The 15014-nt window shown below is 68.3% G+C and carries 12 protein-coding genes; 5 read left to right on the top strand and 7 right to left on the bottom strand.

Going from position 1 to position 15014, the window contains the following annotated elements:
• Positions 1 to 4 precede the first annotated feature (4 nt).
• The 7 genes from HTY53_RS14450 to HTY53_RS14480 all read right to left on the bottom strand — a co-directional run bounded on the left by HTY53_RS14450 (position 5) and on the right by HTY53_RS14480 (position 10396).
• Entirely contained in the window at positions 5 to 508 is a 504-nt protein-coding gene (locus HTY53_RS14450; protein ID WP_174107297.1) for a hypothetical protein, read from the bottom strand.
• A gap of 137 nt (positions 509 to 645) precedes the next feature.
• Positions 646 to 1182 (bottom strand): peptide deformylase, encoded by a 537-nt coding sequence (gene def / locus HTY53_RS14455; protein ID WP_174107298.1) that lies wholly within the window; start codon positions 1180 to 1182, stop codon positions 646 to 648.
• A gap of 155 nt (positions 1183 to 1337) precedes the next feature.
• A complete protein-coding gene (locus HTY53_RS14460) occupies positions 1338 to 1838 on the bottom strand; it encodes a hypothetical protein (protein WP_174107299.1) in 501 nt (166 codons plus the stop codon).
• 172 nt (positions 1839 to 2010) lie between these two features.
• On the bottom strand, positions 2011 to 4170 hold the full coding sequence (gene ligA, locus HTY53_RS14465) for an NAD-dependent DNA ligase LigA (protein ID WP_174107300.1): 2160 nt from the start codon (positions 4168 to 4170) through the stop codon (positions 2011 to 2013).
• Positions 4171 to 4207: 37 nt separating this feature from the next.
• The gene (locus tag HTY53_RS14470) at positions 4208 to 5554 is read right to left on the bottom strand and encodes a cell division protein ZipA C-terminal FtsZ-binding domain-containing protein (protein ID WP_174107350.1); all 1347 of its coding nucleotides are present in this window, start codon (positions 5552 to 5554) and stop codon (positions 4208 to 4210) included.
• Between the two features lie 49 nt (positions 5555 to 5603).
• A complete protein-coding gene (gene smc, locus HTY53_RS14475; RefSeq protein ID WP_174107301.1) occupies positions 5604 to 9119 on the bottom strand; it encodes a chromosome segregation protein SMC in 3516 nt (1171 codons plus the stop codon).
• Between the two features lie 287 nt (positions 9120 to 9406).
• Entirely contained in the window at positions 9407 to 10396 is a 990-nt protein-coding gene (locus HTY53_RS14480; protein ID WP_174107302.1) for a DMT family transporter, read from the bottom strand.
• Between the two features lie 256 nt (positions 10397 to 10652).
• Here HTY53_RS14480 and dapC point away from each other — a divergent pair, with 256 nt between their 5' ends.
• The 5 genes from dapC to dapE all read left to right on the top strand — a co-directional run bounded on the left by dapC (position 10653) and on the right by dapE (position 15013).
• On the top strand, positions 10653 to 11864 hold the full coding sequence (gene dapC, locus HTY53_RS14485) for a succinyldiaminopimelate transaminase (protein WP_174107303.1): 1212 nt from the start codon (positions 10653 to 10655) through the stop codon (positions 11862 to 11864).
• Between the two features lie 96 nt (positions 11865 to 11960).
• A complete protein-coding gene (dapD, locus tag HTY53_RS14490) occupies positions 11961 to 12788 on the top strand; it encodes a 2,3,4,5-tetrahydropyridine-2,6-dicarboxylate N-succinyltransferase (protein WP_149319041.1) in 828 nt (275 codons plus the stop codon).
• 128 nt (positions 12789 to 12916) lie between these two features.
• Positions 12917 to 13300: a hypothetical protein gene (locus HTY53_RS14495; protein WP_174107304.1), complete on the top strand. Its 384-nt coding sequence runs from the start codon at positions 12917 to 12919 to the stop codon at positions 13298 to 13300.
• 73 nt (positions 13301 to 13373) lie between these two features.
• Positions 13374 to 13727: an ArsC family reductase gene (locus HTY53_RS14500; RefSeq protein ID WP_174107305.1), complete on the top strand. Its 354-nt coding sequence runs from the start codon at positions 13374 to 13376 to the stop codon at positions 13725 to 13727.
• A gap of 104 nt (positions 13728 to 13831) precedes the next feature.
• Positions 13832 to 15013 carry a succinyl-diaminopimelate desuccinylase gene (gene dapE, locus HTY53_RS14505; RefSeq protein WP_174107306.1) on the top strand — a complete coding sequence of 394 codons (1182 nt, stop codon included), beginning with the start codon at positions 13832 to 13834 and terminating at the stop codon, positions 15011 to 15013.
• Position 15014: the final 1 nt, after the last annotated feature.

Here is a 15014-nt window from a genome sequence, read left to right on the forward strand (position 1 = left end):
GAAGCTACTGCGCAACGCGGACACCTTCCGGTTCGCGCCCGGTCACGGCAACAGCGGCCGGCGCGGTCGTGCTTCCACGGTCGATGCCGATACTGCACAAGGCGGCATGCCACTCGTCGCTTACCATTGGGCGCAGTAACAGGTGGGTCGCGGGCAGTCCGAACAGCAGATGGCACACCCATGCGATGGGGCCATGGTCCCGCAGCGGCAACGGATTCCAGCTCACCGCCAGCAAGACGTCCCCGGGATGAGTCTTGGCGTCATTGACATCGAGGCTGGCATGGCCGAACGCTAGGCGGGACAACCTTTGGCCAATGCTCCCAACCTTTGATGCCAGTGCGGATGGTGCCCGATATCCGACCCGGAATGTGGCACCACGCCATTGCAGTTCGCCGGAATAGGACTGGCCCGGCTCCAAAGCTTTGGCACTGGTCGCCGCGCCTCGCAGCAACCCGCGCACGTCGCTCCATGTTTGCGCGACGCCCAAATTGACGGAATGGCAATTCATGATCTCTCTCCTGATGGTCCAAACGAAACGCAGCTTTCCGCTGCGAAACGAGGACCATAGTGAGAGAGAGCTGTGGCGTCTTTCGGTATCTGGCGTCAAAAGTAGGCGCCGGACAGCCCGCCACGGCAGCGGCGCGTTCAGTCGTCGCCGGCTGCCGCTGGGAGATCGGGAAACAGCACCTCGGTGAAACCGAACTTGCTGAAGTCCTTGATCCGCATCGGGTACAGGATGCCGCGCAGATGGTCGCATTCATGCTGCACCACGCGCGCATGGAAGCCCTCCGCCACGCGCTCGATGCGCTGCCCCATCACGTCGTAGCCGGTATAGCGCAGGCTGGTATAGCGCGGCACCATGCCGCGCAGGCCGGGCACCGACAGGCAGCCCTCCCAGCCGTCCTCCATCTCGTCCGACAGCGGCGTCAATTCCGGATTGATCAGCACGGTCTTGGGCACCTGCGGCGCATCCGGATAGCGCGGATTGCGCTCGAAGCCGAAGATCACCACCTGCAGGTCGACGCCGATCTGCGGCGCGGCCAGCCCGGCGCCGTTGGCATGTTCCATGGTGTCGAACATGTCCTCGATCAGCGTGCGAAGTTCGGGGGTATTGAAGCGCTGGACCGGGCGGGCGACCTGCAGCAGCCGGGGGTCGCCCATTTTCAGAATGTCGCGAATCATTGCTATGTCCTCTGCTCGCCCAGCCGGTGTGTGTACCGGCTGCCGCATGCGGCGGTTCTCGCCGAAATTCCGTCGATTATAGCCAGCGCCCTGCCTTCGCACTGTCGACGCATACGCCGACGCATACGCCGACGCCAAGGCCGGCAAGGCTGCGGCTACGGCGCAAAGATCCTGTCCACGTCGACATTGACCGATCGCAACCGCTCGAGCGGAACGTGCGGCGCCAGATAGCGCAACATCGTTTGCCCGCGCGACTGCAGAGTCCGGCAACCGAATACGCACTGCTTGTCGCCGTCCCACATGTCGAGCAGCGGCGAAAACAGATTCGCGGCGGCCTGCCGGATGCGGGCGAACCACGGCGCCTGCGAAGGCGCGGCCGAAACCCGGCACAAGAGACGGCCAGCGGGCCGCTCGACACGGCTCGCGTGGCCCTTGATCCTGCGCAGGATGCCGGTATTCGTATCGGCGACATACTCGAGCCGGAAAACCTGGCCGCGAAACACGAATCCCTGCTCGTGCCGCTGTGCCGGCTGGTGCTCAAAGCCATCGCGCAGGGCGTCGAGCTTGACGCGGACGGCGAGCCAATCCTTGCATGGCGCCTCGTTGGCGGCCACGGTCGGCATGCGGGAAACGTTGGCGCTGGCGATCGAACCCATGTGGAACCCCTTGTCGTGTGGAACACGTGGTGGAAGAACCCGCCGAGGCTAATCGCGCGGCATGGGCCGCCTCTTTCGAATTCGGCCCTGCATCTTTGCTTTGGCGACCCGCGATCGGCTGTCTCACTGGACACCGGCGCGGATCGCCGTCCTTCGGGTCAGCGTCCTGACGTCACGCCGCGCCGTGCTGTTCGAGCAGCGCGATCATGCCCGCCTCGTCCAGCACCGGCACACCGAGCTCCTGCGCCTTGGCCAGCTTGCTGCCCGCCTCTTCGCCGGCGACCACGTAGTCGGTCTTCTTCGACACCGAGCCCGCGACCTTGGCGCCGGCCGCTTCCAGCCGCTCCTTGGCCTCCTCGCGCGACAGCGTCGGCAAGGTGCCGGTCAGCACGAAGGTCTTGCCCGCCAGCGGCGCCGGCGCGCGCGCGGCCGGCTCGCTCTCGGGCCAGTGCACACCGGCGGCGCGCAGCTGCTCGATGACCTCGACGTTGTGCGGCTCGGCAAAGAAATGCGCGATCGACTGCGCCACCACCGGGCCGACGTCGTTGACCTCCAGCAGCGCCGCCTCGTCGGCCGCCATCAGCCCATCGAGCTTGCCGAAATGACGCGCCAGGTCCTTGGCGGTCGCCTCGCCGACATGGCGGATGCCCAGCGCGAAGATGAAGCGGTTCAGCGTGGTCTCGCGCGAGGCATCGATCGCGGCGACCAGATTGCTGGCCGACTTGTCGGCCATGCGGTCCAGCGCCGCCAGCTTGGCCACGCCCAGCTTGTACAGATCGGCCGGGGTGCGGACGATGCCCTGCTCGACCAGCTGGTCGACCACCTTCTCGCCCAGCCCTTCGATATCCATCGCGCGGCGCTGCGCGAAATGCAGCAGCGCCTGCTTGCGCTGCGCGGCGCAGATCAGCCCGCCGGTGCAGCGCGCGATCGCCTCGTCCTCGAGCCGCTCGATAGTCGATCCGCATACCGGACAGGCGGTCGGCATCGCGAACGGCCGCGCATCGGCGGGCCGGCGCTCCGGCACCACCGCGACGATTTCCGGAATCACGTCGCCGGCGCGGCGCACGATCACGGTGTCGCCGATATGCACGTCCTTGCGGCGGACCTCGTCCTCGTTGTGCAGCGTGGCATTGGTCACCGTGACGCCGCCGACGAACACCGGCGCCAGCCGCGCCACCGGCGTGATCGCCCCGGTGCGGCCGACCTGAACCTCGATGTCCTCGACCACGGTGGTCATTTCCTGCGCCGGAAACTTGTGCGCCAGCGCAAAGCGCGGCGCCCGCGAGACGAAACCCAGACGTTCCTGCTCGTCGACCGCATTGACCTTGTAGACCACGCCGTCGATGTCATAGGGCAGGCTGTCGCGTTTGCCGCCAATGGTGCGATAGAAGCCGAGCAGGCCCTGCGCGCCCTTGACCACGGCGCGCTCGGCGCAGACCGGCAGGCCCAGCGCGGCGAAGCGCTCGAGCAGCGCCTCGTGCGTGGCCGGGCGGGGCTCCCCGTCCAGCTCGCCCAGCCCATAGGCAAAGAACGACAGCGGACGGCGCGCGGTGATGCGCGGATCGAGCTGGCGCAGGCTGCCGGCGGCGGCATTGCGCGGATTGACGAAGGTCTTCTCGCCGGCCTCGGCCTGGCGCGCATTGAGCCGGTCGAAATCGCGCCGGTACATGAAGACCTCGCCGCGCACCTCGAGCACGGCCGGGGCACCGGCCTTGAGCTTCAGCGGAATCGCCTTGATCGTGCGCACATTGGCGGTCACGTCCTCGCCGGTCTCGCCGTCGCCGCGCGTGGCGGCCTGGACCAGCCGGCCGTTCTCGTAGCGCAGCGACATCGCCAGCCCGTCGAACTTCAGCTCGCAGGCGTATTCGACCGCATCGGCGGCCGAGAACAGATCGGCGGCGCCCTCGGTGGCCGCGGTACGGCCCAGCCCCTGCGCGCAGCGGCGATCGAAACCGATCACGTCGTCGTCGTCGAAGGCGTTGTTCAGCGACAGCATCGGCAGCCGATGCCGCACCGTCGCGAACGCCGTCAGCGGCTGCCCGCCGACGCGCTGGGTCGGCGATTCGGGAGTCAGCAGTTCGGGATGCGCGGCCTCCAGTTCCTGCAGCTCGCGGAACAGCGCGTCGTAGTCGGCGTCGGGAATGGTCGGCGCGTCGAGCACGTAATACTGGTAGTTGTGGTGCTCGATCTGCTCGCGCAGCCAATCGGCCCGCGCGGCCGGCGCCTCGGGCTTGTCGGCGGAATTGTCGGGCCGCGCGGCGTTGGCCGCTTCGGTCGCGTCGGCTCGCGGCGCATCGGCCGGAGTGGGAGCGCCGTGTTTCTTTGCTGGCATGGAGACTTCGTTGAGGCTGCGGAAAAAGCGACGCGCGTCAGCTGCTGAACAGCCGCAGTGCGACCGGCGATCCGGCCGGCATGCCGCGCGCCTCGAGCTTGTCGTAGAGCGCCTGCAGCTGCTGGAAGATCGCGACGAACGACGTTTCGGTCAGCGGCCGATGATTGTCGTCGACCAGCCTCGCGCCCATCCGCTGCGCCAGGCTGTCGCCGTACTCGCACATCGTCTTCAGCGGCTTGACCGCCTGGGAGGCCTGCGGCACGTCCAGCAGCAGCGTGATCTGGCTGCCGGCCTTGACCGTCAGATCGTCCCGCAGGAAGTTGGTATCGCCGAACTGCAGCGTGAACAGCGCGCGCTGGATGCCGTCCGGGCCGGCCTGGTAGCGGGTGAAGCGGGTGCCGTCGCGCGACAGCACCAGTCCGTCCTGGGTGGCGACGTTCTGCACATAGGCGGCCGACCACGGCGCGCCGTCGGACACCACGTTGACGCCCAGCTGCACGTCGCAGGCGGCGGCGAAGCTGTCGAGCTCGCGCGCATTGGCGACGGTCTCGCTCATGTCGGGCAGCTCCGCCGACGCATCGAGCGACTCGGCCAGGGCCTCGACCGCGTTGACGAACTCGGAAAATTCCAGCGCGTTGAGCGGGCCGCCGCGATTGGCCAGCTGCACCGCGACCTGCAGGTCTTCGTACTGATGGCCGGCGGTCACCGGCTCCCAGGCGTTGGCCGGCTCGTACAGGCCCTCGATATGGACCTGCTTGGTGCCGGCCCGGCGCAGGCGTCCGGTCAGCGGCAGGATGCGGTCGCCGGAGGCCTTGCGCTCCAGATGCAGCGGCACGATGCAATCGATCAGCGGATCGATCACGGCGGGCCTGGGTTGGCCGTCGCCCACAATCGGCTCGGCCACCGGCTCGGGTTGTGGCACGGATGCGGGGGCGGTCGCCGGTGCGGCTGCCTTTGCGGACGCCTCGCCCGCGCCGGCGTTCGTGTTCGTGTCCTTGGGGCGCTGCGGCGCCGGAGTGCGTGCGGACGGCACGCTGCGCGCAACGCCGTCGGCGACTTCCTCGGCCAGCATCTCGTCGGCATCGGCGCTGCCTGCCACCAGCGGGGACGCGGCCTGCGCGGCCTGCGCGTCGTCATCCAGCGGCGGCACCGCCAGCGTCGGTTCCTTGCGCTGGATCGTCTCGGGCGGCGGCGGCTCGTGCAGCTTGGCGCTGACCTCGGGCTTGATCTCCTCGCCGACCACGGGCTCGCGCATCGGCGGCAGATCGTCCTCGGGTTGCAGCGCGCGCGGCCGGCGCGACTTGCGGATCTGCCATTGGTTGTAGGCCACCACCAACAGCAGCAGCACGATGCCGGCGACGACCAGCGCGGTTTGCAGATCCATCACGCGCGCCCTCCACGGTTCAGCCCATGCGCCAATCCAAGCGATCCGGTCATGCCGCCTCCGCCATGGAAACGGCCGCGTCCATGTCGACGGCAACGATCCGCGACACGCCCTGTTCCTGCATCGTGACGCCGATCAGTTGGTGCGCCATTTCCATTGCGATCTTGTTGTGAGAGATGAAGACGAACTGGGTCTTGTCCGACATGCGCGCGACCATATTGGCGTAGCGCTCGGTATTGGCGTCGTCCAGCGGCGCGTCGACCTCGTCGAGCAGACAGAACGGTGCCGGGTTCAGCTGGAACATCGCGAACACCAGCGCGATCGCGGTCAGCGCCTTTTCGCCGCCCGACAGCAGATGGATGGTCGAGTTCTTCTTGCCCGGGGGCTGCGCCATCACCTGCACGCCGGCATCGAGAATTTCCTCGCCGGTCATGATCAGCCTGGCCTGACCGCCGCCGAACAGCTGCGGGAACAGCTCGCCGAAATGATGATTGACCTGGTCGAAGGTGCCCTGCAGCAACGCGCGCGTTTCCTGGTCGATCTTGTGGATCGCGTCTTCCAGCGTCTGGATCGCGTCGTTCAGGTCGGCCGACTGTGCGTCGAGGAAGGTCTTGCGCTCGCGTGCCGCCGCGAGTTCCTCTAGCGCGGCCATGTTGACCGGGCCGAGCGCGTTGATGGCGTTGTTGATGCGCGTGACTTCGCCCTGCAGATACGACGGCTTCAGGTCCGCATTGAGCTTGCCGACCAGCGCCGCCTCGTCGACCTCGGCCGCGGCCAGCTGCTCGGCGAACTGCTCCTGCGCCAGGCGCGCGGCCTGCTCCTTCAGTTGCAGCTCGGTGATGCGGTCGCGCAGCGGCTGCAGGCTGCGTTCGGCGGCCAGGCGCTGCTCGTCGAACTGGCGCAGCTGCGCCGACAGCGCGTCGAGCTCGATGCGGGCCGTAGCCAGCTTCTGCTCGCGTTCGGCGCGCAGTTCCAGCGCTTCCTGCAGGCCGGTGTGGGCGGTCTGCTCGTTGATCGTTTCGAACTCGGCGCGCGCGTTTTCCAGCGATTCGGCGATGCGCTCGCTCTGGTCGCCCGCCACCTGGATATTGCGGCGCAACTCGTCGATACGGGTCGCCAGATTGCGCTCGGCAAACACCGCCTCCTGCGCCGCGCGCTCCAGATCGCGCAGACGCTGGCGCGCCTCGGACAGCTTCGCGTCCAGCGCTTCGTAGGCCATCTGGTGGTCTTCGTGCGCGGCCTGCATCTCGGCCAGCTCGGTATCGTGCCGCTCGAAGTTGGCTTCGGATTCGGCCTTCAGCGCGCGCTGCTCGTCGATCTGCGCGGCGATTTCCTCGAGCTCCTCGCGGATCTGGCCGCTGCGCGCGGCATAGCGCTCCATCGCCTGCGACAGCTTGAGCACATCCATCTGCAGCCCGTGGACGCGCCGCGTCACCCGCTCGCTGTCGGCGCGCGCCTCCACCAGCTTGCGGCTGGCCTCGGTATACGCGGTCTCGGCGCGCACCGCCTGCGCCTTGGCTTCGTCGGCCAGCAGCGTCTGCGCGCGGGCCTGCTTCTGCAGATTCTCGATTTCCTGCTCGCGCGCCAGCATGCCGGCCTGCTCGGAATCGGCGGCATACAGATGCACCGAGCTGCGGCCGACCAGATGGCCCTCGGCGACGACAAAGGTCGCGCCTTCGGGCAGGCTGGCGCGAGCCGCCAGCGCCTGCTCCATGTCGTCGGCGGTATAGACGTCGGCCAGCCAGTCCTGCATCACCGCGCGGATGCCGGGCTCGGTGATCTGCAGCAGCGACATCAGCGGACGCAGTCCGGCCGGCGTCTCGCCGGGGCGTGCCGCGGGCGGCGGCGCGTAGAACGCGAGCTTGGCCGGCGGCGCGTCGGTCAGCAAACCCTTGATCCAATCGAGGCTGGAGACTTCCAGCGCTGCCAGCTTTTCACGGAGCACCGACTCGAGCGCGTTTTCCCACCCCGGTTCGATATGGATCTTCTTCCACAGGCGCGGCAGTTCGGCCAGGCCGTGCTTGGCCAGCCAGGGCTGGACCTTGCCCTCGCTCTGCACGTTCTCTTGCAGCTGGCGCAGTGCGGCCAGGCGGGCTTCGAGCGCCGCGATCGCGGCGGCTTCGCGCTGCACGCGCTCCTGCGCGGCGCGGCGTTCGCCATCGAGCCGCGGCAGATTGTCCTCGGCCTCGGCCAGCGCAGCCTGGGCGTCCTCGAGCATCGCCTCGTGTTCGGCAAGCTCGGCGCGCAATTCCTCCAGCCGGACGTCGTCGGGCTTGTCGAGACCCTTTTCCTCGCTGGAAAGGCGTTCGCGGCGCTGTTCGAGCTGCTGCAACAGTTGATCGGCGTTGCGCTGATGCGCGGCCTCGAGCTTGAGCGCCTGCTCGGCCTGCATGATGCCGGTGCGCTGCTCGTTCAGCAGCGTCTGCGCGTCGCGCCACTGCGCTTCGAGCGTCGGCAGGGCTTCGCTCTGCTGCTCGACCGCCTGCTGCGCCTCGATGGTGCGGCCCTCGGCCAGCGCCAGTTCCTCTTCGGCCTGCTCGAGCTCGTCGGTGGCCTGCTGGGCCTTGGCCTCCCACTGCTCGCGCTGCGCGGTCAGCGCCGCGATCTGGGCCTGCACGCGGTTGCGCGATTCGACCACAAAACGGATCTCGGCCTCGAGCTTGCTGACCTCGGTATTGGCCTCGTACAGCGCGCCCTGCGCGGCGTGCATGCCGTCGGAAGCGGCGTAGTGCGCGGCGCGCAGCGTCTCGAGTTCGGCCTCGACGTGGCGCAGCTGCGCGGTCTGCGCTTCCAGGTCGATCTGGGCCTGCTCGATCGCGCGCTGGTGGCGTTCCTGCTCGGCCAGCGCCTCGCGCTTGCGCAGCAGCCACAGCAGATGCTGCTTCTCCTCGCCCTCCGCCTGCAGCGCCTTGAAGCGCTGCGCGACCTCGGCCTGGCCTTCGAGCTTGTCGAGATTGGCCGACAGCTCGCGCAGGATGTCCTCGACGCGGGTCAGGTTCTCGCGTGTGTCGGACAGACGGTTCTCGGTCTCGCGGCGGCGTTCCTTGTACTTGGACACGCCGGCCGCTTCCTCCAGGAAGATCCGCATGTCGTCGGGCTTGGCCTCGATGATGCGGGAGATCATGCCCTGGCCGATGATCGCGTAGGCGCGCGGCCCCAGGCCCGTGCCCAGGAAGATGTCCTGGATGTCGCGCCGGCGTACCGGCTGGTTGTTGATGTAGTAGGACGAGGTGCCGTCGCGCGTCAGCACGCGCTTGACCGCGATCTCGGCGTACTGGCTCCATTGCCCGGCGGCGCGCCCTTCCGCGTTGTCGAACACCAGCTCGACGCTGGCGCGCCCGGCCGGCTTGCGCGCGGTGGAACCGTTGAAGATGACGTCCTGCATCGATTCGCCGCGCAGCTCGGAGGCACGCGACTCGCCGAGCACCCAGCGCACCGCATCGATGATGTTGGATTTACCGCAGCCGTTGGGACCGACGATGCCGACCAGTTGGCCGGGCACTTGGAAATTGGTGGGATCGACAAAGGACTTGAAGCCCGCCAGCTTGATCGAGGACAGTCGCACGGTTGGTCGTGAATTAGTCTGAATCCGTGGTGAGGCACGCCCGCGAGCGGCACCCAGAAAGGCCGGACAGCCGGCGCGACGCCCCGTGCGGACGTGCCGCCCGCACCGCATTCGCCGCGCACTTGTGCCCGAAAATTGGCGCTAATCATACCATCGGAGTGACGCCGCCCAGCCGGATTTACGGGGTGTTACGCAGGCGTTCGGCCGCGTTGGGGAGCCGTTCGAGGCCTATGGCAGTGTGCCCACCCGCGCCCCGCCGCAGTGGAGCCAAGCGCCCGGCGGGCCGCTTACTGCCCCTGCAGACCGCAAGCGCCCTCGCCCGCTGCCGGCGCCCGGGCCGGGCCTGTGCGGCGATGCACCAATCCCGACAAGGCGCCCGCCGCCACGATGCACAGCCCCCCGGCCGCCTCCTTCCAGCTCAGCGTCTCGGTTGCCAGCCACCACGACGACACCGCGGCGATCACGATCTCGAACAGCATCAGCAGCGAGACCCGGTTGGCGGGCAGATGCTGCAGCCCGTACTGGACGATGGCATTGCCGACCACCAGCGTGGCCGCCAGCCCCAGCACCAGCAATGGCGCCGCCACGCGGGCGTCCGGCGCGATCGTCACCGCGCCGGCATCGAGCCACAACGCCGCGATGCCACCCACCAGGGTGCCGCCGCCGAACACCATCAGCGTGCGCAGGCGCGCGTCCATCTCGGGAAAGCGCTGACCGGCGCGGCGCGACAGCACGTTATTGAAGGCGAAGGCGATGCCGGCGACCAGGCCGGCCCATTCGGCGGCATCGCGCGGCAGCGGCACGCCGACTTCCGGCGTCCACAGCATCAGGCCGGCGCCGAACATGGCCAGCGCGACCAGCAGCAGGCCCGCGGGGGAGACCCGCTCGCCGATCAGCAGCCGCGCCACCAGCACGGTCCACACCGGGGTCAGATAGAACAGCAGCAGCACCCGCATCACGTGGCCGTGCACGCTGCCCCAGACGAAGCCGGCATTGGTGACGCCGGCCGCCAGCGCGATCGCGACGAACAGCCACGACCAGCGCAGGCCGCGCAATTGCCGCCGCAGCACCAGCAGCGCCAGCACGGCGGCGACCGCGCTGACCACGGCCGCGGCCTTCATGCCGCCCAGGCCCCAGGCGGCCAGCAGGCGGTACGGATACCAGGCGATGCCCCACACGGAGGCGCCGAGCAGGATCGACAGGGAAGCCTTCAAGATATCGGCGTTGGGGTCGGCATTGGCGGCGCCGGGCCGCACGTTGGCGTTGGAATGGCTCATGGAATGGAAAACACTGGCAGGCGGCACCCGGGAAACGGTGCCTGACTTGGCTCTGGGTGATATGGCGTGCTCGACCGGGGCCCGTCAAGCCGCTCAAGCCCGTTGGCCCGGATCGGGCTGAATGGGCCGAATGGGCTGAATGGGCCGAATGGGCCGGATGTGGCCGGATCGGGCCGGAACGCGCGCGGCCCGCCGGTCCCTCGGCGCGGCGCCTCGTCCCTTATAATGCTGCGTTTCGACAGGCCTTCGACCCATCATGAACCCGCGTCTCGATTTGCTGCAGCCCTACCCGTTCGAGAAACTGAAGGCCCTGTTTGCGGGAATCGGGCCGAACGGTGCGCTGCGGCCGATCAGTTTCGGCATCGGCGAGCCCAAGCATCCGACTCCGCGCTTCATCCGCGATGCGCTGGCCGAGTCCCTTGGCGGGCTGGCGAATTATCCCACAACGGCCGGATCCGACGCGCTGCGCCAATGCATCGCAGGCTGGCTGGAACGCCGCTACGGCCTGCCCCGCGTCGACCCTGCCAGCCAGGTGCTGCCGGTCACCGGCTCGCGCGAGGCGCTGTTCGCCTTCGCCCAGACCGTGGTCGACGGCACCCGCCCCGGCGCGCTGGTGCTGTGCCCGAATCCGTTCTATCAGATCTACGAAGGCGCCGCGCTGCTGGCCGGCGCGACGCCGGTGTTCGCCAACAGCGACCCGGCGCGCAATTTCGCCCCGGCGTTCGACCGGATTGCCGATGACGTCTGGCCGCGCGTCCAACTTGTCTATGTCTGCTCGCCCGGCAATCCGACCGGCGCGGTGCTGTCGCTCGACGACTGGCGCCAGCTGTTCGCGCTGTCTGACCGTCACGGCTTCGTGATCGCCTCCGACGAGTGCTATTCGGAGATCTATTTCGACGAAGGCAAGCCGCCGCTGGGCGCGCTGGAGGCGGCGCACCGGCTGGGCCGCGGCTTCGAGCGGCTGGTGATGTTCTCGAGCCTGTCCAAGCGCTCGAACGTGCCGGGCCTGCGCTCGGGCTTCGTCGCCGGCGACGCCGCGCTGCTGAGCCGCTTCCTGCTGTATCGGACCTATCATGGCGGCGCGATGAACCCCGCGGTGCAGAGCGCCAGCGTCGCAGCATGGAACGACGAGGCCCATGTGCGCGAGAACCGCGCCGCCTATGCCGCCAAGTTCGCCGAGGTCACGCCGATGCTCGCCGAGGTGCTGGACGTCGCGCTGCCCGACGCGGGCTTCTATCTGTGGGCCGATGTCTCGCGCACGGGCCTGAGCGATACCGAATTCGCCGCGCGGCTCTATGCCGAACAGCACCTGACCGTGCTGCCCGGCAGCTATCTGGCGCGCGAGGCCGACGGCATCAATCCGGGCGCCAATCGCGTGCGGATGGCGCTGGTGGCGACGCCCGAGGAATGCCGCGAAGGCGCGCAGCGCATCGTCGCCTTCTGCCGGGGCCTGGCGGGCCGCGGCTGAACCGATCCGAGCCCGGGGCGCACCCATATCGGCCGCCGACTGCTACCACGCGCGGCGGCCACGAATTCAACCACGACAACACGCGAAGAAACGCATATGACGCAAGCACTGCAAGCTCTGATCGACCAGGCCTGGGAAGACCGCGCCAGCCTGTCGCCCAAGTCCGCCCCGGCCGACATCCGCGAAGCGGTGGCCACGGTGATCGGCCAGCTCGACGCGGGCACGCTGCGCGTGGCCGAGAAGCAAGGCAAGGACTGGATCGTCAACCAGTGGGTCAAGAAGGCGGTGCTGCTGTCGTTCCGCCTGGAAGACAACGCGCCGATGGCCGCCGGCGGCTTCGCGCAGTTCTACGACAAGGTGCCGACCAAGTTCGCCGGCTGGTCGGCCGACGACTTCGCCAAGGGCGGCTTCCGCGTGGTGCCGCCGGCGGTGGCCCGCCGCGGCTCGTTCATCGCGAAGAACGCGGTGCTGATGCCCTCGTACGTCAACATCGGCGCCTATGTCGATGAAGGCACGATGGTCGATACCTGGGCCACGGTCGGTTCGTGCGCGCAGATCGGCAAGAACGTGCACCTGTCGGGCGGCGTCGGCATCGGCGGCGTGCTCGAGCCGCTGCAGGCCAACCCGGTCATCATCGAGGACAACTGCTTCATCGGCGCCCGCTCGGAAGTTGTGGAAGGTGTGATCGTCGAGGAGAACTCGGTGATCTCGATGGGCGTCTACCTGGGCCAGTCGACCAAGATCTACGATCGCGAAACCGGCGAGATCCACTACGGCCGCGTGCCGGCGGGCTCGGTGGTGGTGGCAGGCAATCTGCCGTCGAAGGACGGCAAGTACAGCCTGTACTGTGCCGTGATCGTCAAGAAGGTCGACGCGCAGACGCGCGCCAAGACCAGCCTGAACGACCTGCTGCGCGGCGACTGACGGCAGCCCGGTGGCGGCCCGCGCCGCCACCGCTGCCCCGCCCGCCTGGTCGTCCCATCCTCGCCCGAGCCCCCATCGACACCGGCTCCCACGTGAGGTGACCCGTGCCCTCCCTTCGCAAGCGATTCATGGCCCTGGACCCCGCTACCGTCAGCACCGTGCTCTCCCTGCTGCCGACCATTCTCGAGCAGGCCAACAAGACCATCGAGAAATACAAGAAAGGCAAGCGCAAGGACGAGCCGGCGGACGGCGGCGATGGCGCGCCCGTGGCCGATCCGCAGCAGCAGGTCCGCCTGTTGGCCGCGCGCGTCGCCGAGCTCGAATCGGCCGCGATGCAGCAGGCCGAGAATGTCAAGCTGCTGGCCGAACAGCATGCGATCACGATCGACGCGCTGCGCAAGGAAGCGGCACGGCTGGACCGCCGCCTGCGCCTGATGACCGCGGTGGCGATGGCCGGTTTTGCGCTGGGCCTGCCCGCGCTGGTGATCGCCATCAATCTGCTGCTGCGCTGAGACCGGGCGCTCGGTGCCATCGCGGACCGCATCGCGCCTGCCTTCCCCGCCAACGTTTTCTCCTTCATTCGCCATGACCGTCCAGCTCTACGGCATCCCGAACTGCGATACCGTCAAGAAAGCCCGCACCTGGCTCGAAACCAACGGCATCGACTACGCCTTCCACGACTTCAAGAAGCAGGGCGTCGACGAGACGCTGCTGCGCCGCTGGCTGGCGCAGGTACCGCTGTCGCTGCTGCTCAATCGCAAAGGCACCACCTGGCGCGCGCTGCCGGACGCCGACAAGGCGCTGGCCGAGGACCCCGATGGCGCGATCGCGCTGATGCAGCGCAGCCCCTCGCTGATCAAGCGGCCGGTGCTCGAGCATGACGGCACGGTCGCGGTCGGCTTTGCCGCCGACCAGTACGCCGGACGTTTCCAGGGCTGAGTTCGAACGCTAAAACGCTAAAACGCTAAAACGCTAGAACGCTAGAACGCTAGAACGCTGGTTTGCCCGATCATCCCGATCCCCCCGATTACCATAGCTGCGCCATGACCGCCATCATCCCTGCCACGCCCGCCGCCAATCCCACGCTGGCGCTGACCGAAGACCTGATCCGCCGCCAGTCGGTGACGCCCGCCGACGAAGGCTGCCAGGCCGTGCTGCAGACGCGGCTGTCCGCGCTCGGCTTCACCTGCGAATCGCTGGTCAGCGGCCCGGATTCGTTTCGCGTCACCAATCTGTGGGCGGTCAAGCGCGGCCGGCTGGGCACGGACGGCAAGCTGCTGGTCTTCGCCGGCCACACCGACGTGGTGCCGACCGGCCCGCTCGAACAATGGACCTCGCCGCCGTTCGAGCCGACTCACCGCGACGGCAAGCTGTACGGCCGCGGCGCCGCCGACATGAAGACGTCGATCGCCGGCTTCGTGGTGGCGATCGAGGAATTCCTGCAGACCCATCCGGACCATGCCGGTTCGATCGCGCTGCTGATCACCAGCGACGAGGAAGGCCCGGCGCACGACGGCACCGTCAAGGTGGTGCAGGCACTGCAGGCTCGCGGCGAACGGCTCGACTACTGCGTGGTCGGCGAGCCGACCTCGGTCGACACGCTCGGCGACATGGTCAAGAACGGCCGGCGCGGCTCGCTGTCCGGCAAGCTGACCGTCAAGGGCGTGCAGGGCCATATCGCCTATCCGCATCTGGCCCGCAACCCGATCCATCTGGCCGCGCCGGCGCTGGCCGAACTGGTCGGCGAGCGCTGGGACGACGGCAACGAGTACTTTCCGCCGACCACCTGGCAGATGTCGAACATCCACGCGGGCACCGGCGCGACCAACGTGATCCCCGGCCACGTGACCATCGATTTCAACTTCCGCTTCTCGACGGCCAGCACGCCGGAGCAGTTGAAGGCCCGCGTGCACGCGATCCTCGATCGCCACGGGCTCGACTACCAGCTCGACTGGACGCTCGGCGGCGAGCCGTTCCTGACGCCGCGCGGGGATCTGTCCGAGGCGATGGCCGCGGCGATCGCCGCCGAGACCGGCGTGCAGACCGAGCTGTCGACCACCGGCGGCACGTCGGACGGCCGCTTCATCGCGAAGATCTGCCCGCAGGTGATCGAATTTGGCCCGCCGAACGCCAGCATCCACAAGATCGACGAGCACGTCGAAGTGCGCTTCATCGAGCCGCTGAAGAACATCTATCGCGGCGTGCTGGAACGGCTGATCGCCTGAG

This window comes from Cupriavidus gilardii (assembly GCF_013314895.1).
Taxonomy (GTDB): domain Bacteria; phylum Pseudomonadota; class Gammaproteobacteria; order Burkholderiales; family Burkholderiaceae; genus Cupriavidus; species Cupriavidus gilardii_C.

Excerpts from the sequence above, each read along its gene's own strand:
- HTY53_RS14470 (WP_174107350.1), bottom strand. The coding sequence starts at position 5,554 with ATGGATCTGCAAACCGCGCTGGTCGTCGCCGGCATCGTGCTGCTGCTG.
- dapD (WP_149319041.1), top strand. The coding sequence starts at position 11,961 with ATGACGCAAGCACTGCAAGCTCTGATCGACCAGGCCTGGGAAGACCGC.
- dapE (WP_174107306.1), top strand. The coding sequence starts at position 13,832 with ATGACCGCCATCATCCCTGCCACGCCCGCCGCCAATCCCACGCTGGCG.
- HTY53_RS14495 (WP_174107304.1), top strand. The coding sequence starts at position 12,917 with ATGGCCCTGGACCCCGCTACCGTCAGCACCGTGCTCTCCCTGCTGCCG.
- HTY53_RS14450 (WP_174107297.1), bottom strand. The coding sequence starts at position 508 with ATGAATTGCCATTCCGTCAATTTGGGCGTCGCGCAAACATGGAGCGAC.
- def (WP_174107298.1), bottom strand. The coding sequence starts at position 1,182 with ATGATTCGCGACATTCTGAAAATGGGCGACCCCCGGCTGCTGCAGGTC.
- HTY53_RS14480 (WP_174107302.1), bottom strand. The coding sequence starts at position 10,396 with ATGAGCCATTCCAACGCCAACGTGCGGCCCGGCGCCGCCAATGCCGAC.
- ligA (WP_174107300.1), bottom strand. The coding sequence starts at position 4,170 with ATGCCAGCAAAGAAACACGGCGCTCCCACTCCGGCCGATGCGCCGCGA.
- HTY53_RS14500 (WP_174107305.1), top strand. The coding sequence starts at position 13,374 with ATGACCGTCCAGCTCTACGGCATCCCGAACTGCGATACCGTCAAGAAA.
- dapC (WP_174107303.1), top strand. The coding sequence starts at position 10,653 with ATGAACCCGCGTCTCGATTTGCTGCAGCCCTACCCGTTCGAGAAACTG.
- HTY53_RS14460 (WP_174107299.1), bottom strand. The coding sequence starts at position 1,838 with ATGGGTTCGATCGCCAGCGCCAACGTTTCCCGCATGCCGACCGTGGCC.